A 21,643-nucleotide genomic window follows, 5' to 3' on the forward strand; every position below is an offset into this window, starting at 1 on the left:
TATTTTAAACTGAAGAAGCGGTGGATAATAAAAGCAAAGATAGGTGTTAAAATCAAAAATGCTATAGCAAAGAATTTATATAAAATCATAAGTCTATTTTACCGCGAAAAAGTCTTAATGTAAATTTTTTCCTAAACTTAATAAGAATTTCTTGCATCTAAAAAGAATTTCTGTATAATAGATAGGGTATGTAAAAACATACTTGTGGGAGGTAACAAAACTTACTTACCGCCAAAACCACAATAGGAGGAAATTACAAAATGGCTAAAAAAGTCGAAAACATCGTAAAACTTCAGATTCCTGCTGGTAAAGCGACTCCAGCTCCACCAGTTGGACCAGCTCTTGGTCAAGCCGGAATCAACATCATGGGATTCACTAAAGAGTTTAACGCTCGTACAGCTGATCAAGCTGGTATGATTATCCCAGTTGTTATCTCTGTGTATGAAGATAAATCATTTGATTTCATCACTAAAACACCACCAGCTGCTGTTCTTTTGAAAAAAGCTGCAGGTGTTGAAAAAGGTTCAGGTACTCCAAACTCAGTTAAAGTTGCTTCAGTAACTCGTGCGCAAGTACAAGAAATTGCTGAAACTAAAATGCCTGACTTGAACGCTGCAAACATCGAATCAGCTATGCGTATGATCGAAGGTACTGCACGTTCAATGGGATTCACTGTTACTGACTAATTCAGTTAACAAGAAAACCACAGACGTCGTCTCACTTCGCTGAGTGACGTGGAAGATGAAAGTCGTTATGACCACATTACACAAGGAGAAATAATTAACATGGCTAAAAAAAGCAAACAAATGCGTGCTGCTCTTGAGAAAATCGACAGCACAAAAGCTTACAGCGTAGAAGAAGCTGTAGCTCTTGCACAAGAAACTAACTTCGCAAAATTCGATGCTACTGTTGAAGTATCATACAACCTTAACATCGACGTTAAGAAAGCTGACCAACAAATCCGTGGAGCAATGGTATTGCCAAACGGTACTGGTAAAACTCAACGCGTTCTTGTATTTGCTCGTGGTGCTAAAGCTGAAGAAGCTAAAGCGGCAGGTGCTGACTTCGTTGGTGAAGACGAACTCGTTGCTAAAATCAACGGTGGATGGCTTGACTTTGATGTTGTTGTTGCAACACCAGACATGATGGCAATCGTTGGTCGTCTCGGACGTGTCCTTGGACCACGTAACTTGATGCCAAACCCTAAAACTGGTACAGTAACTATGGATGTTGCTAAAGCAGTTGAAGAGTCTAAAGGTGGAAAAATCACTTACCGTGCTGATAAAGCAGGTAACGTACAAGCTATCATCGGTAAAGTTTCATTCGAAGCTGAAAAATTGGTTGAAAACTTCAAAGCATTTAACGATGCTATTCAAAAAGCTAAACCAGCTACAGCGAAAGGTACTTACATCACTAACCTTTCAATCACTACTACACAAGGTGCTGGTATCAAAGTTGATCCTAACTCATTGTAAGAGTAGTAAAAACCTATCTTTGGATAGGTTTTTTTATTGAGTTAGATAGGAATATTTGAGCAGAAAATAAAAAATATTCAGAAAGTAGTGTCGATTGTTGGAAATTATGGTATAATTTATGCGTATACACATAATTATTGATTTTAAACTTTTTACGTTGCAATTTAAGGAGGCAATGAATGAAAAAGAATAAGGTATTTTTACTGGCAGCCGTAGGCCTGTTATCTGTAGGTGTTTTAACGGCTTGCTCATCATCAAGTAAGACGTCTGGAAAGACTTATAACTATGTTTACGGTGGCGATCCTGCAACCCTAGACTATCTTGCAACAAACAAGAAAAACATGACGACAGCTGTTAGTAATGGTGTTGATGGTTTGTTTGAAAATGATCAATATGGTAATTTAAAACCATCTGTAGCTGAAGATTGGTCTGTCTCTCAAGATGGCTTAACCTATACTTACAAGATTCGTAAGGGGCTCAAATGGTACACTTCAGACGGTGAAGAATATGCAGATGTGACTGCTAAGGACTTTGTAACAGGTCTTAAACATGCTGCAGATACAAATTCTGAAGCTATCTATTTGCTACAAACCTCAGTTAAAGGTCTGAATGACTACCTCTCTGGAGCTAACAAAGACTTTTCAGCTGTAGGTATCAAAGCAGTTGATGATTACACCTTGCAATATACACTTAGCCAACCAGAGCCTTACTGGAATTCAAAATTGACTTACTCTGTCACTTGGCCTGTTAACGAAGAATTTTTGACATCTAAAGGTAAAGACTTTGGTAAGTCAACGGACCCAACGTCTATTCTTTATAACGGACCATACCTTCTTAAAGCTTTGACAACTAAATCATCTATTGAGTTCGCTAAGAATGAAAATTATTGGGATAAGGATAATGTTTACTTTGACAATATCAAATTAACTTATGATGATGGATCAGATCAAGAGTCTTTGGAACGTAAGTTCTCTGATGGTGTCTATACGCTAGCTCGCCTCTTCCCTACTAGCTCAAATTATTCTAAGGTTTCTGAAAAGTATAAAGATAATATCTATACTACTCAACCAGCAGCATCAGTAGAGGGGGTTGGTATTAATATTGATCGCCAAACTTACAATAATACTTCTAAAGAAAATGACCAACAGAAATCATCAACCAAAGCAGCACTTCTTAACAAGGATTTCCGTCAATCATTAGGCTTTGCCATTGATCGTACGAAATATGCGGCTCAGTTGAATGGTAAAGAAAGTGCTAACACAGCTGTTCGTAATATCTTTGTTAAACCAGACTTTGTTCAGGCAGATGGTAAAGATTTCGGAACAATGGTAATGGAACAACTTCCAGCTTATGGTGATGAGTGGTCTGGTGTGAATCTTGCAGATAGTCAAGATGGTCTTTACAATCCAGAAAAAGCTAAAGCTGAGTTCGCGAAAGCTAAGGAAGCCCTTCAAGCAGAAGGAGTTCAGTTCCCGATTCATTTGGACGTTCCAGTAAACCAAACAAGTAAAACTTTTGTGAATCAAGTGCAATCTCTCAAACAGTCTGTTGAAGCTACACTTGGAAAAGAGAATGTTGTCATTGATATCCATCAATTGTCAGCCGACGATTTCTACAATATTACTTACTATGCTTCTAATGCAGCAGCAGAGGATTGGGACTTGTCGGTTGGCGTCGCTTGGGAACCTGATTACCTCGATCCATCCACATATCTTGATGTTTTGAAAACGACTAGTAGCGAAAACACCAAGTCCTTTATGGGTTACGACAATCCAAATAGTCAAGCTGTGGAAAAAGTAGGTCTTAAAGAATATGACCAATTAGTTGAAGATGCTTCTAAAGAAACTACAGATTTGACAGTTCGTTATGAGAAATATGCTAAAGCTCAAGCATGGTTGACAGATAGTGCCCTCTATCTTCCAACTACCGCATACAGTGGTGCGGCAACGGTAATTTCTCGTATTAAGCCATTCTCAGGAGCATATGCTCAAGCTGGTGATAAAGGTTCTACATACTACTTCAAGTATCTTAAATCTCAAGATGATATTGTAACTAAGAAACAATACGACTCAGCTTATAAAGATTGGCTTAAAGAAAGAGCGAAATCTAATGACAAAGCTCAAAAAGATCTTGCAAAACACGTTAAGTAAACTATCGAAAACGTCTACCTTTAGGTAGTCGTTTTTTTGACAAAATTCCTCGAACCACCTTTAGATTGTGTTATAATAAAAAGGATTGGTACTTATAAGCTTATGCTTAATCTCGGGGAGAGACTTTAAGCTAACCAGGTATCCAAAGACTGAAGAATGAAACATAAAAAGGAGATTTATCTTGGCTAAAGATATCCGCGTTCGTTACGCACCAAGTCCAACAGGGCTACTACACATTGGTAATGCCCGTACAGCATTGTTTAACTACCTCTATGCACGTCATCATGGCGGTACTTTCATTATCCGTATTGAAGATACTGACCGTAAACGTCACGTTGAAGATGGTGAGCGTTCACAGCTTGATAACTTGCGTTGGTTGGGAATTGACTGGGATGAAAGTCCTGAAACACATGAAAATTACCGTCAATCAGAGCGTTTGCCACTTTACCAAAAATATATTGATCAACTTTTGGCAGAAGGTAAGGCTTACAAGTCATATGTAACTGAAGAAGAGTTGGCTGCAGAACGCGAACGTCAAGAAGCAGCAGGTGAGACACCTCGTTATATTAACGAGTTCCTTGGTATGACTGAAGAAGAAAAAGCTGCCTACATCGCAGAACGTGAAGCGGCAGGTATTGTTCCTACAGTCCGTTTGGCTGTTAATGAGTCAGGAATCTACAAATGGCATGATATCGTTAAAGGTGATATCGAGTTTGAAGGTGGCAATATCGGTGGTGATTGGGTTATCCAGAAGAAGGATGGTTACCCAACTTACAACTTTGCGGTTGTTGTTGATGACCACGATATGCAAATTTCACACGTTATCCGTGGAGACGACCACATTGCCAATACACCAAAACAACTCATGGTTTATGAGGCTCTTGGTTGGGAAGCGCCTGAGTTTGGGCACATGACCCTTATCATCAATTCTGAAACTGGTAAGAAGTTGTCTAAACGTGATACTAACACCCTTCAATTTATCGAGGATTACCGTAAAAAAGGTTACCTTCCAGAAGCAGTCTTCAACTTCATTGCTCTTCTAGGTTGGAACCCTGGTGGCGAGGACGAAATCTTCTCTCGCGAAGAACTTATCAAACTCTTTGATGAAAATCGTCTAAGCAAGTCTCCAGCGGCTTTTGATCAGAAGAAATTGGATTGGATGAGTAATGACTACATCAAGAATGCGGATTTCGATAAGGTCTTTGCTCTTTGCAAACCTTTCTTGGAAGAAGCTGGTCGTTTGACAGATAAAGCTGAAAAATTAGTTGAACTCTATAAACCACAGATGACAGCTGCGGAAGAAATTGTACCTCTTACAGACCTCTTCTTCGAAGATTTCCCAGAATTGACAGAGGCTGAAAAAGAAGTTATGGCTGGTGAAACAGTACCAACAGTACTTAAGGCCTTTAAAGCTAAACTTGAAGCTATGTCAGATGATGAGTTTGTTACAGAAAATATTTTCCCACAAATTAAGGCTGTTCAAAAAGAAACAGGAATTAAAGGGAAAAACCTCTTCATGCCAATCCGTATCGCTGTCTCAGGAGAGATGCACGGTCCAGAATTACCAGAGACTATCTTCTTACTTGGTCGTGAAAAATCTATCAAACATATTGAGCAAGTTCTCGCAACACTATAAAAAACGAACCCAACATTTGTTGGGTTTTCGAATGTACATAAGCAATATGTCAGCAATCATATGATTTTAGTTAAGAGTGTTTTTGTAATATAATGATGATATAACGTAATCATATCATCATTTTCAAAACTTTAAATTAGTTTTATAATAGATTGGTATTAAAAAGGAGAGAGGGGTGAAAATTATGAGAAGATTTGGTTGGTATTTCTACTACGTTATTGGCATGTATCCATAAATTGAGGCTATAAGTCAGTTAAAGAGCTTGGTGAGTCTAAGCTCTTTTTTATGTTTTGTAAACAAATTTACATGTGACATGGTATGACAGTCAGATGAATAGTCGATGGTTCTAACTAGGAAGAAATAGATTTATATTTTTAGCTTTTTCTAATAGGAATGACGATAAATTATATATTTATGTTACAATAAAGTAGGTTGATTTTTGAAAGGAAAGGAGGGAGTCTAGAGATGATCGTTTTGTTTACGGTTTTACGTCTATTGGCTATTTTAATTGTTAGTCATGATATGTCAGATTTGCTCAAAACTTGGAAGAGTAAATGTTGGTTTATCTTTGGGAGTCTCTTGCTCTCTCTATTTGTAGGGGGCATTACGGGATCGCTTTTAGCACTTCTGTTTTGCTACCTTTTCTTAAATAAAATATCAAGTAGTGAAAAGAATTCTTTTCTTTTCACCTTTTTGCCGTGGGTTTTTGTTGAAGTCACCTCTAAATTGCTTCAGCTCTACTTTTTCCCATGGATTTTTCAAATTAATTATTTACAGGTGAAAGATACCCCAGTACTCATTGCTCTATCCTATCTCCTGGTTTACCCTATTTTCCATCTGATTGTCAAGGTCTTCTTTATTGATTTTAGTGCTCTCGATGTCATGGGGAATAATCATACTTACCAAGTTAGGCAACGTTTGCTGGTTGGGGTGACTCTGGCCTATATTATCTTATCTTTAATCATTTTTTATGCCAGTAACATTTTTCCTTATACAGGCCTCTTTACTTACTTAGCCGGCAGTATCACTATTGTCTACTCTATTCTCTTCATTCTCCTCTTTGCTCAGCTGAACGTCTATTCGAAGAGAAGGGTGAAGGACCAGTTGGCTGAAGAAATGACTAGGCATGAGGAAAGTTTAGAGGAATACAGTCACCGTCTAGAAAAACTTTATAATGATATTTCTCAGGTTAAGAAGGATTATCTCGAAGGGCTTAAGACTATGGAGGTTAGTATTCAACGCCGAGACTTGCCTGCTTTGAAACGGGAGTATGCGGAGCTTTTAGAAAAATCCGGTAATAGTTTAACTTTGTCAAATTATGAATTATCACGCTTAATTAATTTGGAAATTACTTCACTCAAGAGTCTTTTTTCTGCCAAAGTGCTTGAAGCTGAAAACTTAGGAATTAAGGTTAATCTAGAGTTACCAGATGTCATATCGTCAACTCAGATAGAGGCCTTAGATTTGGTTGTGATTTCTTCCGTTTTCTTAAATAATGCCATTGAATCTGCATTAGAATCGGATAATCCAACCTTAACCATATCTTTCTTTAAAAATCAGGGTTACCTTACCTTGGTTATTGATAATACAACCAGAGAAGAACGTATTCCTGTGTCAAGAATATTTGATGAAGGAGTTTCTAGTAAGGGCGAAGGTCGAGGTCTTGGCCTATCTAAAGTGGCAGATATACTGAATCGCTATCCAAAAGTAAATCTTGAGACCCGTAGTTGTGATCATCATTTTACACAGGTTCTCTCTTTTCAAGATAATTGAAGGTTCGAGCTAATACTTGTGGAAAAATGGATATGAGGAAATAGAAAGGGGGAATAGCATATGCAACTTGCGATTGATGGCCTAATTGCTTTGGTTATGGTCGTTTCACATCTTGTGATTTTAGCTAGAATGGCTTATCTAGATATTTTTACTTACCGTTATATTCCTTATGTAATAGTGGTAACTGTAGTGAAGTGGCTAGCTAAAGTATTGTGGCAAATTGACATTCCAGATGCCACCTATCTCCTAGTCTTTATTTTCCTTGAAAAACCTCAGGCTTCAAGAGAAGAGAAGTATTTTTATGCTTTCTTTGCTCCTGTATTCTGGACTCTGATTACAAGTTTCTTCAGTTTCTATCTCTTTAGAGTTTTCTTTAATAAGCCAGTTGAGTTAGTTCCAAATCATTTAGGAATTCTGGCAGTATATAGTGTTGTTCTTCCATTCTTTCTTGGTCTGCAAAAAATGTTTGGGTTAGATAGCTTCTTTAAGGAACCATATGAAGATTTGCAAGATAAGTATAAGAGTATGCTTCTACAGGTTGATTATATTTTAATTATCAGCTATCTCCTTATTCTCTTTAAGCAGGAGATATTCTCACTCCTCTTGAGTCAGACCTATCTTCCTGGCTATCCTCAAATCTATATCTGGGTTGGTTTTCTGATACATATGTATATCCTTGTCCGTTTTGTTTCCTACAGTAAAGATGTACGCGATAGTAAAATTCTTAGAGAACAAGAGGAGCATTTGAGGAGTCTAGAAGCCTACAACAAAAAAATTGAAACGGCCTATAAGAGTGTACGCTCTTTTAAACATGATTATGAGAATATCCTAATTAGTATGCAGACGAGTATTGATAGTGGGGATTTTGCTCTTATTGAACAAACCTATCAGGATATCTTGAAAAAGGCAGGTCAAGAACTCATTGAAGAGGGTGACGAAAATGCTTCATAATTTTAAATAGGAAATATTATCATGAACTTACAGATTTGGACCATGGAATCCCTTGAAAATAGTATTATTCAGATAATTAGTTTTCATATTACCTGGTTTATTTATAAAAAATTAACAAGGAGCTCACTAGCTTACTGGAAAGTGCTTTTCTTAAGTCTCTTAGGTGTAGTAGTGTCTCTTGCAAAGGGAGATGGCTTTTATTATCAAGTCATTGTCTTTTTGTCTTTGGCACTTAAGGAGCGTCGTGAACATCGTCTAACACTTTGGGCAAGTTTCTTTTTTGGAGCATTTTCTGTTATTTTTACCGATTTATTTGCGACTTTTACCCCATTTTATGTGTTTAATAACCTGTTTACAAATATGACCTTGGTTGAGATTCAAGAAAACTTTCTCCTTAAATTGTTATCTTATGTGATGATTTATCCATTCTTCCTCTATATTAATTATCTGTCAAGTTCGGATATTGATAAAATCAAGGAACTGATTTATTCACGAGGCCGTGAGCGTTTGTTGATAGCAGTTGATTTGACCTTTGCACTCTACATTACTTGCAGTATGCTTTTAGTGTCAACAGGTAGAGATGTGGGAGGGCCGATTTTTATTGCGATGGCCGTTTATCTCCTAATGGTAACAACGTTGAATCGCTATTCCCATAAATTTGTTAGGGAACGTAGTAAAGAGGCTGTGGAAACTTATGTCTACAACTTGGAAGTCTATAATCAGCATATTGAGGATCTCTTTACCAAAGTAAAGCCGGTTGAAAAAGACTTTGAGAATCTTTTGGTAGCTCTGGAAACTCCTTTAGCTAAAAATCAATTATCAGAGGTCTTATCCGTTTACCATGAGCATTTGAATCATCTTAAGCTTGATAATTTGGATTTAAATGATAAGTTGGCACCCCTTTTTGAGATTCCCTATCCAGTATTAAGGAGTTGGATTGTAAACCAAATTATTCCTTTGGAACAAAAAGGAATCACAGTTAGACTAGATGTCAATGTTTGTGATTATCCAAAAGATTTAAATATTGCAGTACTCATAACCGTTTTGGAGCGTTGTATGAGTCTTGCTGAAATGCTTTGGGCTAAGGAGCCAGAGACAGATATTGGCTTCCTTATTCACCAGAATGAGGATGGGAATCTTAGCTTTGTTATTGAAAATACCAACCAAGAAGCTAATCCAGAGCTTGATGATAGTTTGTCTATTAGTCGTGATTTAGCTCAGTTCTGCTGGTCTAATGGTATCGGTTTAACTAATAAAAAAGAATTATTTAAAACCTATCAGATTGTCACAGTAGGGTTATAATTATAGAAAGGAGCGGAGCAGTTATGCTAGGTAACATCTTATTTCAAATTCTGATGTTCGTTATTATTTGGGATATCTACTTACGTATTGGTGGACAAAATACTAATCTCAAAAATCGTATGCTCTATTTGTTATTCGATGTTGCTCTATGCGTCTGGGGGCAACTCATTGGACGTTATATAGGCGTAGTACCTCCCCTGGTTGCCATTGTAACACTGACCTTTAGTTATCAGCTGAATAAAAATGTCACGTCTGTGGAGCGATTTTTTCTAGGTTTTTATCCAGTAGTCTTGGTCGACTTGGCAAGGCGTTTTCTAGCGACCTTTTTCTTTCCGCCATTACTTGGAGTAGACGCTTCGACTTTAAATAATAATATCTGGTGGTCTATGGTACCGTTATCCTTTGTTATGTTGACGGTCAGAATAGTGGATTTTATCTTACGACTAGATTTTACAGATATCTTGAAAGTTGCTACCCAACAAGAGAAAAAGAACCGTCTAGGTTTGGTCAACATGCTTCTTTTAATGTATTATTTAGTAATCTTCTTGGTATCGACCTTTGATACCTATTTTCCGGAGTTGCATCTTGAGAGTAAGTTACGTTTGCCGTTAGTAATGGGATATCTCTACTTGCTCCTCTTTGTTTTGGGAGCTGTAAACCAGTTTGCTAAGGAAAAAATTGAGCAAGATTTGGCTACGAAACAGGCTAATTATCTTAATGATTTGAAGCGCGAGAATACTAGAGTGGAAAGATTGTATAGAGACTTGATGCATGTCCGCTCTAATTATAATTCTTTGCTTAATAATCTGAGAGATATTGAAAGAACGGGAGATATTCGTTCTTATAAAAAAGATTTGGTTGACCTTTACGTGAATCGAGATCAGTATAGTTTCTCAACTAAGGTTACAGATTTGGATAATATTCAGAATCCAAGCATTCATAGTCTACTTTCATCAAAATATCATGAAGCTCAGATGCATCGAATTAATATTCATGCAGAAATTCCTGACCCAGTGACTCATAGCTACCTGACTGACTTAGATTTGGCGGTTGTTCTAGGGCATCTTATGGATAAAGCGATTGCTGGTGCTCGTAAAGTTAATGATGGTTTTATTAGTTTAGCTTATTTTGATGAAGAAGACTCTCAGAGTTTTATTGTTGAAAGTACTCTTTCAGATGAGCATACTCCGCTTTCAATGATGAGCTCCCAGATTTCTCATTTTGAGGGTGGTGTAGGTACGAATGCTGTTCAAGATATTTTGGAGCGTTATCCAAACACCTCCTTCTCTGTCCGTAGTCAAAATCGTAAAATGATGCAAATACTAGAAATGAGGCCCTAATATGAATATTTACATTTTAGAAGATGACTTGATGCAACAGACACGTATTAGTGATATTATCAGAGAATTGGTTTCAGAGGGCACATTTTCCGTAAGAAAGCTAGAAGTTTTTTCTAAACCACATAAATTATTGTCTAGTATCAACGAAAAGGGCAACCATCAGGTTTTTCTTTTAGATATTGATATTGATGGTGAACGAAAGAAGGGGCTTGAAGTAGCCTCAGAAATTCGTCAACAAGATGCTAATGCGGTCATTATATTTGTAACTACTCACTCAGAATTTGCCCCGATTAGTTTTAAATATAAGGTTTCAGCACTCGATTTTATTGATAAGACAGTTTCTAATGCAGAGTTTAAACAACAACTGAAACAAACATTAACTTTTGTGAATCAAAAAGTTGGAGATGTGGCTGATGACGAGATATTTGTGTTTGAAACCGCTCAGTCTAGAATCCAGGTTCCGATGCGAGATATTTATTACTTTGCGACTGCTGTGACACCTCATAAGGTGATGTTGATTACCAAAACAGAGCGCTTGGAGTTTTATGCTAACCTTGGAGATATCACTTCGGTGAATAAAAAACTCTTTTCTTGTCACCGCTCCTTTTTAGTTAATCTGGATAATATTTCTCGTATTGATAAGACTCAGTTGATGATTTACTTTGAAAATGGCGATTCTTGTCCAGTTTCACGTTTGAAAATGAAGGCCTTGCTTAAAAAGTGGTCAGAGGTAAAAGAGCATTAGTCATTTGACTAGTGTTCTTTTAGATCTAAAAAAGTATATGATTATTTTATAAGTAACTGATTTCTGTAAAAACACTAAATAGATGGCTTTTAGTGATGAAATTTGGCGATTTATAAAAAGTAGACTAAAAAAATTGCAGTTCAGGACAAAAAAACGACATTCTATGAAATCGTATAGACAATTAAATTGAAAAAAGTTATTATATAACCAAGATATGTGATTCGGAAATGAGACATCGTCAATCTTATTGAAATCTACATACACTTTATGAAAATAAATAATGTACTTTTATATAACTTTTTCCTAATCCCCATTTTTTATTGACCGCTCGTCCAATTACATATCTTTTTTATAGAAATTAACAGGCTTGAGAAATCAAGCCGTTTTTTGTTTTTTCAAGGGAATTTCTGCAGATCAAGATAAAAAAATACATTCTATGAGTGAAATTCGACATTTTAGGAAATGAAGATGTACATCTTAGGATTGCATGCTATAATGTAATCAAGGTTAGAGAGCAAGAAGAATGTATGGTTTAAGTTAGTCCCTTAAACATAATAATTTCCCTCATTCATTCTATCTAAAATTGCTGTTGTGTTCTCTACCGATGATGCTGTTGTTCAAAAGGTCTGTACTTTGTACAGGCCTTTTGGCATTTTAGAAGAAAATAGTTAAAAACATTTTTGAATCTATTTAAACAGTTTCAAGAGTGTTATTTATTTTCAATCTTTTATCGCTAAAATTGAATAAAAATTAAAAATAAAACACTATTTTGACCAAAAATAAATAAAAATATATAAAAAACAAAAATAAATATAAAAAAATAACAAAAAACTGTTGACAAATGAATAAATATGCAATATAATTTATCTCGTAAGGTTGATAGAGATAGCAACCCTAAGAAAATATAAGAAAAGAGAAAATAATATGTCAAAAGAGAAAGTTATTCTTGCCTATTCGGGAGGTCTTGATACCTCAGTTGCCATTACATGGCTTAAAAAAGATTACGATGTTATCGCTGTTTGTATGGATGTGGGTGAAGGTAAAGACTTAGAGTTTATACATGATAAAGCTTTGACTGTTGGAGCTGTTGAGTCTTATGTTCTTGATGTCAAAGATGAGTTCGCTGAAGATTATGTGCTTCCAGCACTCCAAGCTCACGCCTATTACGAGCAAAAATATCCTTTAGTTTCAGCCCTTAGCCGTCCAATTATTGCTAAAAAATTAGTTGAAATTGCTCATAAAACAGGTGCAACAACTATCGCTCATGGTTGTACTGGTAAAGGTAATGACCAAGTTCGTTTTGAAGTTGCCATCGCTGCCCTAGATCCAAGTCTTAAAGTAGTAGCGCCAGTGCGTGAATGGAAATGGTCTCGTGAGGAAGAAATTGAGTATGCTAAGGCTAATGGTGTTCCAGTTCCGGCAGACCTTGATAATCCTTACTCAGTCGATCAAAACCTTTGGGGACGTGCCAATGAGTGTGGTGTTCTTGAAAATCCTTGGAACCAAGCTCCAGAAGAAGCTTTTGGGATTACTAACTCACCAGAGTCTGCACCCGATGAAGCTGAATATGTAGATGTTACTTTTAAGGAAGGGAAACCAGTTGCTCTTAATGGTAAAGAAATGAAATTGGCTGACCTTATCCAAGAAATGAATGTTATCGCTGGTAAGCATGGTGTTGGACGTATTGACCACGTTGAGAATCGTCTTGTGGGTATCAAGTCACGTGAAATTTATGAATGCCCAGGAGCTATTGCGCTTTTGACAGCTCATAAAGAAATTGAAGATTTAACTTTGGTTCGTGAAGTATCTCACTTTAAACCAATTCTTGAAAATGAATTGTCAAATCTTATCTATAACGCTTTGTGGTTTAGTCCTGCAACAGAAGCTATCATTGCTTATATCAAGGAAACACAAAAAGTAGTTAATGGTATCGCTAAAGTAAAACTTTACAAAGGACATGCTCAAGTAGTAGCACGTCAATCAGCTAATTCATTGTATGATGAAAACTTGGCTACTTACACATCAGCCGACAGCTTTGATCAGGATGCTGCGATTGGATTTATCAAGCTTTGGGGACTTCCAACACAGGTAAATTCTCAAGTTAACCATCCGTTTGACAATTAATGACAGATTTCATAAGAAAAGCAGGATATGAGAAGAAAAAATTCTTAATATCAGATAAAAGTGGACAGGGAGCCGCATCTGATACTCTTTTCTTATAACTTATATTATTCTCGTGAAGACGTTCTGAGAGGCGTCACGAGCCTAAATAAACTACGACTGAGATCGGGTTTTAGGAAAACAAGTGTCCAGAGAGACAAATTAAGCTAGACAAAAAATATCTAGCTTTTTTCATTTAAAATATTGTGACCTAAGAGGTCATTACTTGTTATAAGTATTAAGAAAGGACGGAAGGTTATCCTATCGTTTAGGAAAATCTTCAACATATAACTATGGCAGAAAATCATAAACTATGGGGCGGTCGGTTCGAAGCTAGTCTTGAAAAATGGGTCGAAGAATTTGGTGCTTCAATCTCCTTTGACCAAAAAATGGCTGAGTTTGATCTTAAAGGCTCCATTGCTCACGTAACTATGTTGGGTGAGACAGGAATTATTACCAAAGAGGAGGCTTTACAAATTAAACAGGGCTTGGAAGAGCTTCTGGAGGAATATAAGGCCGGTAAGCTAGAATTCGATGTTTCTAACGAAGATATTCATATGAATATGGAAAGTCTTTTAACGGCTAAAATTGGACCTGTGGCAGGAAAGCTTCATACAGCACGTTCACGTAACGACCAAGTAGCGACAGATATGCACTTGTATCTGAAAGCCAAACTAGTGGAAGTTATTGAGAAACTTGATAACTTACGTAATACCTTGGTAAGTCTAGCAGACAAGCATACCTACACAATTATGCCAGGTTACACCCACTTACAGCATGCTCAGCCGATTTCTTTTGGTCACCACTTGATGGCTTACTACAACATGTTCACACGTGATTCTGAACGTTTCGAATTTAATATCAAGCATACCGATATTTCCCCACTTGGTGCTGCTGCTCTAGCAGGGACAACTTTCCCAATTGATCGTAATATGACATCTGACTTAATGGGCTTTGCAAAACCATATAGTAATTCTCTAGATGCTGTTTCTGATCGTGACTTTATTCTCGAATTCTTGTCAAATTCAAGTATCCTTATGATGCATATGACGCGTATTTGCGAAGAAATCATTAACTGGTGCTCTAACGAGTTTAAGTTTGTAACTCTTTCGGATACTTTTTCAACAGGATCTTCTATTATGCCTCAAAAGAAAAATCCAGATATGGCGGAGCTTATTCGCGGGAAATCAGGTCGTGTTTATGGTAATTTGATTGGACTATTGACTGTGATGAAATCACTACCTTTGGCTTATAATAAAGACCTACAAGAAGATAAAGAAGGTATGTTTGATACGGTAGAAACGATTACTGTCGCTATTGACATCCTCGCAGGTATGCTCAACACTATGACTGTTAATGACAAGCAAATGGCAGAGTCAACAGAAAAAGATTTCTCAAATGCTACGGAATTGGCGGATTACCTTGCAGCTAAAGGCCTTCCATTCCGTGAAGCGCACGAAATTGTAGGTAAACTTGTCCTCGAGTGTACTAAAGCAGGCTACTACCTTCAAGATGTTCCTCTCGAACGTTATCAAGAAGTTTCAGATTTGATTGAGAAGGACATCTATGAAACACTCAAGTCTCACACTGCTGTTGAGCGTCGTCATTCCCTTGGTGGGACAGGTTTTGATCAAGTTAAATGGCAAATCAAAGAAGCTCAGCAAAGTCTCAACAAGTAAGTCTCCAAGCCCCTAACCATAAGGTTTTGGGGTTTTTTGCTATTTATGATATAATAGTACTAATTTTGAGTTTGGAGTCGCATTTTGAAAAAATCTTATCGCGTTAAGAAAGAGAAAGACTTTAAAGCATTATTTGATGCAGGACACAGTGTTGCTAATCGAAAATTTGTAGTCTATTGTCTGGATCGTAATTTACCCCATTTTAGAGTAGGTTTATCAGTTAGTAAGCGTCTTGGTAATGCGGTTACTCGGAATCGGGTAAAACGTCGTCTACGACATGCACTGATGGACATGTCATCTCAGTTAGAACATCAAGATTTTGTCGTTATTGCTCGTAAAGGTGTCGAAGACCTAAGTTACAAAGACATTTATAGCAATCTCGTTCATGTCTTAAAAATAGCAAAGTTGTATAAAGACTAGACAATTGTCTTGCTTCGTTACCTTATAGGATTGACTAAGATTTTCATGGTCTCAGCAATCTTCTTAATAGACGAAGAAAACGAGTTCTCTGGTATATTTTAAAGGAGTTTTTAGTGAAGAAAAAACTTAGTTTATCTATTTTAGGAGCAGGAGCTCTCTTGCTTTTGTCGGCTTGTGGACGTGGTGACGTTACAAGTCAATCTAGTGGCGTTTGGGACCGTCTCATTTTAATATTTGGCAAGGCTGTTCAAGGACTCTCATTTGGAGGTTCCATTGGATTAGGTATCATCATTTTTACGGTTTTGATTCGTGCGGTTATGATTCCCTTGTATAACCGCCAAATTAAGTCAAGTCGTGAAATGCAAGAGCTTCAGCCCGAGTTGCGTCGCTTACAGAGTGAGTATCCTGGACGAGAGAATCGAGAGGCCCTGGCTTATGCACAACAAGAACTTTATAAAGAGCATGGTGTAAATCCTTACGCAAGTCTCCTTCCTCTCATAATTCAGTTTCCTATTTTGATGACTCTTTATGGAGCCCTTACACGTGTACCTGAGTTGCGAGAAGGAACCTTCTTGTGGGTTGATCTTGGTCAAAAAGATCCATACTTCATTCTTCCGATTCTGGCGGCAGCTTTTACTTTCCTTTCAACTTGGTTGACTAATAAGGTTGCTAAAGACCGTAGTGCTATGCTTATTGTCATGAATATCCTGCTTCCAATCTTTATTTTTTGGTTTGGGACACAGATTTCTTCAGGGGTAGCACTTTATTGGACAGTTTCGAATGCTTTCCAAGTCGTTCAAATTTTAGTTTTCAATAATCCGTTTAAAATTATTGCTGAGCGTAACCGTTTGGAAGCAGCTGAAAAAGAACGTAAAGCTAAGATTCGCCGTGCCAAGAAAAAGGCGCATAAACGAAAATAAGGAGGCTTTTTATGGTAGTCTATTCTGGACGAACAGTTGAACAAGCTATCGAGAAAGGTTTGAAAGACCTTAATCTACCGCGTATGAAGGCTCATATTAAGGTGATTTCTCGTGAGAAGAAAGGTTTTTTAGGGTTCGGAAAGAAACCTGCCCAAGTTAGCGTTGAACCAATAAATGAAGAAATAGCTCACAAAGCAAATCGCAATGTCATTAAAGTGGCTCCTGATGCTGTAAAACAACCGGATGATTTTGTTACAAGTCCCAAAGAAGAAACTATTGCTTCCAAGAAAGTGACAAAGCTTGTTACGGTTTCAGATAATAAGGAAGTGGCGCAGGAAAACTTAAAGCAACCAGTGGCTACTGAGATCTTTGGAGAAGAGTTTCCTGGTAAAACACAGGAGCAACCAAAGGCGACAATCATTCCTTTATCTGTTAAGCGCGAGTCATCAGAAGAAGATGCCACAGAACCTAAGGTTACTTCTCTTCCATCCAAACTAGAACCTGTTGCTCAAGTTCAGACTGTGGAAATTTCAGAATCAGAAGAAGAATTCAGTTCTTTTGTGGCATCTGAATTTAGTTCAGATGAATCTTCTGAAAGCAATTTAGAAGATGTTAGAGCAGCTGCAGATGACGTTTTATCTTATCTTGAAAAAATTATCTATGAAATGGATGTTGATGCCAGTTTAGAGGTCAGTCACAATCGTCGTAATATCATTATTCAGATTGAGACGGACCAACCTGGTCGTGTTATAGGTTACCACGGTAAGGTTCTTAAGTCTTTACAACTTTTAGCGCAAAATTATTTGCATGACCATCATTCTAAACGCTTTAGTGTTGTTCTTAATGTTCGTGATTATTTGGAGCAACGTACAGAAACTCTAATTGATTTAGCAGAAAAAATAGCAGCCAAAGTAAAAGAAACAGGTCGAGAATATGTGATGGACCCAATGACCAACAGCGAACGTAAAATTATCCACAAGGCTCTCTCTCAAATTGAAGGTGTTGAAAGTCACTCAGAAGGTGACGACCCCAATCGATACGTGGTTGTAACAAAAGTATAATTGGAATAGTATGTATTACTGATAGAAACTAGTCTTATTTAAAGGCTAGTTTTTTTGACAAATATAAGTAGACAGTGTATACTTTACTGAAAAAGTAACCGGCGTCTACTTAATTGTAAATAGGAGTCAAAAATGAAACGTAATACTGCTCAACTGAAGGATAAGTTAATTGAAATTGGAATTGAGGAAATAAGGATAAAGGGGATTGACCAATTATCTATGCGTACAATTGCCCAAAAATGTGGCGTTACTCATGGTGCTCCCTATAAGCACTTTGACAATAAAGATACCTATATGAAAGTTGTTTTAGAGCACTTATCGGAGATCTTTTTGAAAAATATGACTCAGGGGATTTCATCTTCTTTCAATGCAAGAAATCAGCTGGTATTAATGGGTTGTAACTTTGTAAGATTTGCTCAACAAGAAACGAATATTTTTGAGGCCTTGTTTATCAAGTTTCCTTTTAACTATATGGAATTTTCTCAAACAAGTATTTCTGTCAATGCCCACTTACCAGGATTTGAATATTTTAAAAATATAGCTCTGGAATTAAAAAAAGAGGAGAACCTTTCAGGTAGTGATGTAGAAATTTTGATGCATTTTTGGAGCTTTATCACTGGTTTAGCTATGCTAGCAAGAAGTCCCATTGGTGATAGTTTTAAAGAGACTACTGTTCAAGAAACTGTAAGAACTATGCTTGATATTTATATCAAAGGAGCTAAATAATGAATAGTTTAATTATCTATGCACATCCCGATAAGAAAAGTTTTAACGCTTCTATATTAAAAACGGTTCAAGAGAATTTATCTCATCAACATGACGTAAAGACCCTAGATTTGTATGAAGAGGAGTTTGATCCTGTTTTACGTTTTGATGCTATACATAGGAGAAGAGACCTAGCGAATGATGTAGCTATGAAACACTATCGAGATTTGCTAGTTTGGGCGGATCAGTTAATTTTTATCTTTCCCACTTGGTGGAGTGGGATGCCAGCTATCTTAAAAGGATTTATTGAACGTGTATTTGTTGCTGGTTTTGCTTATGATAATACCCCACGTGGTTTGAAAGGTAGGCTTGCTGGCCAGGCTTGGATCATTACTACGCACAATACACCGAAGATTTTCCTTCCTTTTGCGCAAGACTACTCCAAAGTTTTGAAATTTCAAATCCTAAAACCCTGTGGGTTTAAAACAGTTAAAGTCACTCAGGTTACACGTGTTGAATATATGTCAAACCATGAGCGAAAGGAACAACTCGAAAAAATTGCTAAGATAGCTAAATCCTTATAACTAAATATACTGATGGGCTAAGGAGTTCAGGATGATATATTCTAGATTTTTAACACCCTCTTACTAGGGGGGTTGGTCTGTTCTTTCTGGTAATGAATCCTCTAGTACTTCAAGGTATGATGAAATTAATCTCTAGGTATTTCTTGACAAGAACATGCTATTACTATAAAATAGTATGGTATGTTTAGTAACTGATCAAAAATAGCCGGCTAAACGAATACGAAAATCTATCAGGAGGTATTCAACGTGAAACGTACTTATCAACCAAGTAAAATCCGTCGTCAACGTAAACACGGATTCCGTCACCGTATGTCAACTAAAAACGGACGTCGTGTTCTTGCAGCTCGTCGTCGTAAAGGACGTAAAGTTCTTTCAGCTTAAGACATTAATGAAAGCAACAGTGCTCGAGACTGTTGCTTTTTGTTTACCTAAAATTTAGGGATTTTTAGATTTTAGAATGACCATTTTGAGAAATTGAAGCTGACAATTCTTCTAAAATTTGATAAACTAAAGCGGTTGTGGATAATGCCCACTCGCTAAAAAACACTTAGGACTGTTTTTCCTAATGTAAGGAGTATAAATGACTGATTTTCCTATTAAATATCGTCTTATAAAGAAAGAAAAACACACAGGAGCACGCCTAGGGGAAATTATCACGCCTCATGGTACCTTTCCAACACCGATGTTTATGCCTGTAGGTACTCAAGCTACAGTAAAAACGCAATCCCCTGAAGAATTAAAGCAGATGGGATCAGGAATTATTTTAGCAAACACCTATCATTTATGGCTAAGACCTGGTGATGAGCTGGTTGCTAAAGCTGGTGGACTCCATAAGTTTATGAATTGGGATCAAGCCATTCTTACAGATAGTGGAGGGTTTCAGGTTTACTCATTGGCGGAAAAGCGAAACATTTCAGAAGAAGGGGTGACCTTTAAAAATCACCTTAATGGAAGTAAGATGTTTCTTTCTCCTGAAAAAGCTATTTCAATTCAGAATAATCTCGGCTCAGACATTATGATGAGCTTTGATGAATGCCCTCAATTTTACCAGCCATACGATTATGTCAAAAAATCTATCGAACGTACAAGTCGTTGGGCAGAGCGAGGGCTGAAAGCACATCGTCGACCACACGATCAAGGTCTCTTTGGAATTGTTCAAGGAGCTGGTTTCGAAGACCTTCGTAGACAATCTGCGCATGATTTGGTTTCTATGAATTTTCCAGGGTATTCTATTGGTGGTCTTGCGGTTGGAGAAACTCATGAAGAGATGAATGCCGTACTAGATTTTACTGTACCTCTACTTCCTGAAAACAAACCGCGTTACCTTATGGGAGTAGGAGCGCCAGATAGTTTGATTGATGGTGTTATCCGTGGAGTCGATATGTACGACTGTGTTCTACCGACAAGGATTGCTCGAAATGGGACCTGTATGACTAGCAACGGACGTTTAGTGGTTAAAAACGCTACCTATGCAGAAGACTTTAGCCCGATTGATCCAGAGTGTGATTGTTACACATGTAAGAATTACACACGTGCATATGTGAGACACTTGTTGAAAGCGGATGAAACGTTTGGAATTCGTTTGACAAGTTATCATAATCTTTATTTCCTGGTAAATTTGATGGCCAAGGTGCGCCAAGCTATTGTTGATGACAACTTGCTCGAGTTTCGTCAAGACTTTATTGAAAAATATGGATATAATGCGAGTAACAGAAATTTTTAAATAATTTATTTAGCAGTACATAAGATACTGCTTTTTTCTTTCTTGAATTGTCAAATTAAGTGCACACTTTCCCCATAGAACACTTCATAAAGTGTTTTCCAGTTAAGATATTTTCGTGGCCTATTATTAAGCTTGCTCTCCCACAGTTGAATAGTCTGATCATCAACCAATGTTAGATCACTACATTTTGGAAAATATTCTCTAAGTAATCCATGCGTGTTCTCATCGGTTACTCGTTGCCATGGAGCATGAGGGTCAGGAAAAATAGACTTCAATTGATCGCTCAATTTCTGATGATACGTGAACTTTTCCCTCTATCAGGAGTTGCTTTATGCTTTGTCAATGGGTCTAATATTTATATCATAGCTTCTATTACAACTTGCTTTTTTTGATAGTTGCCTTCTGGATTTTTAGAAAACGAGAATAACGGTCAGTTAGAGTCACTAAACAAGCTTTTCCAGTTTTACCTGCAACAGTATTGGCTTTTCAATCTCCTATTCTCGATGGTTATTAGCATCTTCAGGTCTTTCATGAATTGTATGAGGAATAGACATTCTCTCTATTTTCGAAATAGCTTTTCGTATGACGTGTTTTTTCACGATGACGAAGCTTGCGAATGACACCACGACCACCATGAGATAATGAGTTATCATCAAAACGCCCTCTGTAAATGCCTCTATAGATTGTTTGGTAACTAATAACAGTTTTTCAATACTCTAATTGTAACCGACCTTCTATTTCTTCAGGGGACCATTAGTAATAGAGAAATAGATGTTTGACGGTATTGCTTAAATTGTAATCTATTTCAAGTATACGTTTCCGCCCAAAGTGTGATTTAGCCATATAGTAAGATTTCTGTGCATGACTTGGATAATAGCTTCCTTTCGTAACTAATTCGTACAATTCTAGTTTACTAGAAAATCTTTTTAGTTTTTATTAAGCAATTATATTGTATATTCAAGTAAAAAAACATCTTGACAGCTAGGCAAATAGGTGCTAAGATATAAAAGTTGTCTTAA

Annotated in this window: 18 protein-coding genes and 1 pseudogene; 18 read left to right on the top strand and 1 reads right to left on the bottom strand. The window is 37.0% G+C overall.

Annotated elements, in window-relative coordinates:
• Nucleotides 1–89 (bottom strand): annotated as a pseudogene (locus RWZ99_RS06155) (DUF3397 domain-containing protein); the annotation flags it as partial.
• 171 nt (nt 90–260) lie between these two features.
• Between RWZ99_RS06155 and rplK the strand changes: the two are divergent.
• The 18 genes from rplK to tgt all read left to right on the top strand — a co-directional run bounded on the left by rplK (nt 261) and on the right by tgt (nt 20,624).
• A complete protein-coding gene (rplK, locus tag RWZ99_RS06160) occupies nt 261–686 on the top strand; it encodes a 50S ribosomal protein L11 (RefSeq protein WP_002885648.1) in 426 nt (141 codons plus the stop codon).
• 99 nt (nt 687–785) lie between these two features.
• Nucleotides 786–1,475 carry a 50S ribosomal protein L1 gene (gene rplA / locus RWZ99_RS06165; RefSeq protein WP_003091882.1) on the top strand — a complete coding sequence of 230 codons (690 nt, stop codon included), beginning with the start codon at nt 786–788 and terminating at the stop codon, nt 1,473–1,475.
• Nucleotides 1,476–1,654: 179 nt separating this feature from the next.
• Nucleotides 1,655–3,625 (top strand): peptide ABC transporter substrate-binding protein, encoded by a 1,971-nt coding sequence (locus RWZ99_RS06170; protein WP_314677111.1) that lies wholly within the window; start codon nt 1,655–1,657, stop codon nt 3,623–3,625.
• A gap of 181 nt (nt 3,626–3,806) precedes the next feature.
• Nucleotides 3,807–5,261 (top strand): glutamate--tRNA ligase, encoded by a 1,455-nt coding sequence (gene gltX, locus RWZ99_RS06175; protein ID WP_314677113.1) that lies wholly within the window; start codon nt 3,807–3,809, stop codon nt 5,259–5,261.
• 465 nt (nt 5,262–5,726) lie between these two features.
• Nucleotides 5,727–7,034: a GHKL domain-containing protein gene (locus RWZ99_RS06180; protein WP_314677114.1), complete on the top strand. Its 1,308-nt coding sequence runs from the start codon at nt 5,727–5,729 to the stop codon at nt 7,032–7,034.
• A 60-nt stretch (nt 7,035–7,094) separates the two neighbouring features.
• Nucleotides 7,095–7,985 (top strand): histidine kinase, encoded by an 891-nt coding sequence (locus tag RWZ99_RS06185; RefSeq protein WP_314677115.1) that lies wholly within the window; start codon nt 7,095–7,097, stop codon nt 7,983–7,985.
• A gap of 21 nt (nt 7,986–8,006) precedes the next feature.
• Complete coding sequence (locus RWZ99_RS06190; protein WP_314677116.1) at nt 8,007–9,287, top strand: hypothetical protein; 1,281 nt, start codon at nt 8,007–8,009, stop codon at nt 9,285–9,287.
• A gap of 23 nt (nt 9,288–9,310) precedes the next feature.
• Nucleotides 9,311–10,627: a GHKL domain-containing protein gene (locus RWZ99_RS06195; protein ID WP_314677118.1), complete on the top strand. Its 1,317-nt coding sequence runs from the start codon at nt 9,311–9,313 to the stop codon at nt 10,625–10,627.
• 1 nt (nt 10,628) lies between these two features.
• Nucleotides 10,629–11,372 (top strand): LytTR family DNA-binding domain-containing protein, encoded by a 744-nt coding sequence (locus RWZ99_RS06200; protein ID WP_314677120.1) that lies wholly within the window; start codon nt 10,629–10,631, stop codon nt 11,370–11,372.
• A gap of 924 nt (nt 11,373–12,296) precedes the next feature.
• Nucleotides 12,297–13,496 (top strand): argininosuccinate synthase, encoded by a 1,200-nt coding sequence (locus RWZ99_RS06205; protein ID WP_314677122.1) that lies wholly within the window; start codon nt 12,297–12,299, stop codon nt 13,494–13,496.
• Between the two features lie 329 nt (nt 13,497–13,825).
• Complete coding sequence (gene argH / locus RWZ99_RS06210; protein ID WP_314677123.1) at nt 13,826–15,211, top strand: argininosuccinate lyase; 1,386 nt, start codon at nt 13,826–13,828, stop codon at nt 15,209–15,211.
• A gap of 84 nt (nt 15,212–15,295) precedes the next feature.
• Nucleotides 15,296–15,631, top strand: a complete 336-nt coding sequence (gene rnpA, locus RWZ99_RS06215; protein WP_314677124.1) for a ribonuclease P protein component — start codon at nt 15,296–15,298, stop codon at nt 15,629–15,631.
• A 113-nt stretch (nt 15,632–15,744) separates the two neighbouring features.
• Nucleotides 15,745–16,551 carry a membrane protein insertase YidC gene (locus RWZ99_RS06220; RefSeq protein WP_314677125.1) on the top strand — a complete coding sequence of 269 codons (807 nt, stop codon included), beginning with the start codon at nt 15,745–15,747 and terminating at the stop codon, nt 16,549–16,551.
• Nucleotides 16,552–16,562: 11 nt separating this feature from the next.
• Nucleotides 16,563–17,612: an RNA-binding cell elongation regulator Jag/EloR gene (gene jag, locus RWZ99_RS06225; protein ID WP_314677128.1), complete on the top strand. Its 1,050-nt coding sequence runs from the start codon at nt 16,563–16,565 to the stop codon at nt 17,610–17,612.
• Between the two features lie 132 nt (nt 17,613–17,744).
• Nucleotides 17,745–18,338: a TetR/AcrR family transcriptional regulator gene (locus tag RWZ99_RS06230; protein WP_314677129.1), complete on the top strand. Its 594-nt coding sequence runs from the start codon at nt 17,745–17,747 to the stop codon at nt 18,336–18,338.
• On the top strand, nt 18,338–18,901 hold the full coding sequence (locus RWZ99_RS06235; RefSeq protein ID WP_314677130.1) for an NAD(P)H-dependent oxidoreductase: 564 nt from the start codon (nt 18,338–18,340) through the stop codon (nt 18,899–18,901). The genes RWZ99_RS06230 and RWZ99_RS06235 overlap by 1 nt, the downstream gene beginning before the upstream one ends.
• A gap of 246 nt (nt 18,902–19,147) precedes the next feature.
• Nucleotides 19,148–19,282 (top strand): 50S ribosomal protein L34, encoded by a 135-nt coding sequence (gene rpmH, locus RWZ99_RS06240; protein ID WP_002885866.1) that lies wholly within the window; start codon nt 19,148–19,150, stop codon nt 19,280–19,282.
• 199 nt (nt 19,283–19,481) lie between these two features.
• Nucleotides 19,482–20,624 carry a tRNA guanosine(34) transglycosylase Tgt gene (gene tgt / locus RWZ99_RS06245; protein ID WP_314677132.1) on the top strand — a complete coding sequence of 381 codons (1,143 nt, stop codon included), beginning with the start codon at nt 19,482–19,484 and terminating at the stop codon, nt 20,622–20,624.
• Nucleotides 20,625–21,643: the final 1,019 nt, after the last annotated feature.

It is taken from the genome of uncultured Streptococcus sp. (genome assembly GCF_963545685.1).
Classification (GTDB): domain Bacteria; phylum Bacillota; class Bacilli; order Lactobacillales; family Streptococcaceae; genus Streptococcus.

Coding starts and splice junctions, on each gene's coding strand:
- rplK (WP_002885648.1), top strand. CDS start 261: ATGGCTAAAAAAGTCGAAAACATCGTAAAACTTCAGATTCCTGCTGGT.
- rplA (WP_003091882.1), top strand. CDS start 786: ATGGCTAAAAAAAGCAAACAAATGCGTGCTGCTCTTGAGAAAATCGAC.
- RWZ99_RS06170 (WP_314677111.1), top strand. CDS start 1,655: ATGAAAAAGAATAAGGTATTTTTACTGGCAGCCGTAGGCCTGTTATCT.
- RWZ99_RS06180 (WP_314677114.1), top strand. CDS start 5,727: ATGATCGTTTTGTTTACGGTTTTACGTCTATTGGCTATTTTAATTGTT.
- RWZ99_RS06185 (WP_314677115.1), top strand. CDS start 7,095: ATGCAACTTGCGATTGATGGCCTAATTGCTTTGGTTATGGTCGTTTCA.
- RWZ99_RS06190 (WP_314677116.1), top strand. CDS start 8,007: ATGAACTTACAGATTTGGACCATGGAATCCCTTGAAAATAGTATTATT.
- RWZ99_RS06195 (WP_314677118.1), top strand. CDS start 9,311: ATGCTAGGTAACATCTTATTTCAAATTCTGATGTTCGTTATTATTTGG.
- RWZ99_RS06200 (WP_314677120.1), top strand. CDS start 10,629: ATGAATATTTACATTTTAGAAGATGACTTGATGCAACAGACACGTATT.
- RWZ99_RS06205 (WP_314677122.1), top strand. CDS start 12,297: ATGTCAAAAGAGAAAGTTATTCTTGCCTATTCGGGAGGTCTTGATACC.
- argH (WP_314677123.1), top strand. CDS start 13,826: ATGGCAGAAAATCATAAACTATGGGGCGGTCGGTTCGAAGCTAGTCTT.
- jag (WP_314677128.1), top strand. CDS start 16,563: ATGGTAGTCTATTCTGGACGAACAGTTGAACAAGCTATCGAGAAAGGT.
- RWZ99_RS06230 (WP_314677129.1), top strand. CDS start 17,745: ATGAAACGTAATACTGCTCAACTGAAGGATAAGTTAATTGAAATTGGA.
- RWZ99_RS06235 (WP_314677130.1), top strand. CDS start 18,338: ATGAATAGTTTAATTATCTATGCACATCCCGATAAGAAAAGTTTTAAC.
- tgt (WP_314677132.1), top strand. CDS start 19,482: ATGACTGATTTTCCTATTAAATATCGTCTTATAAAGAAAGAAAAACAC.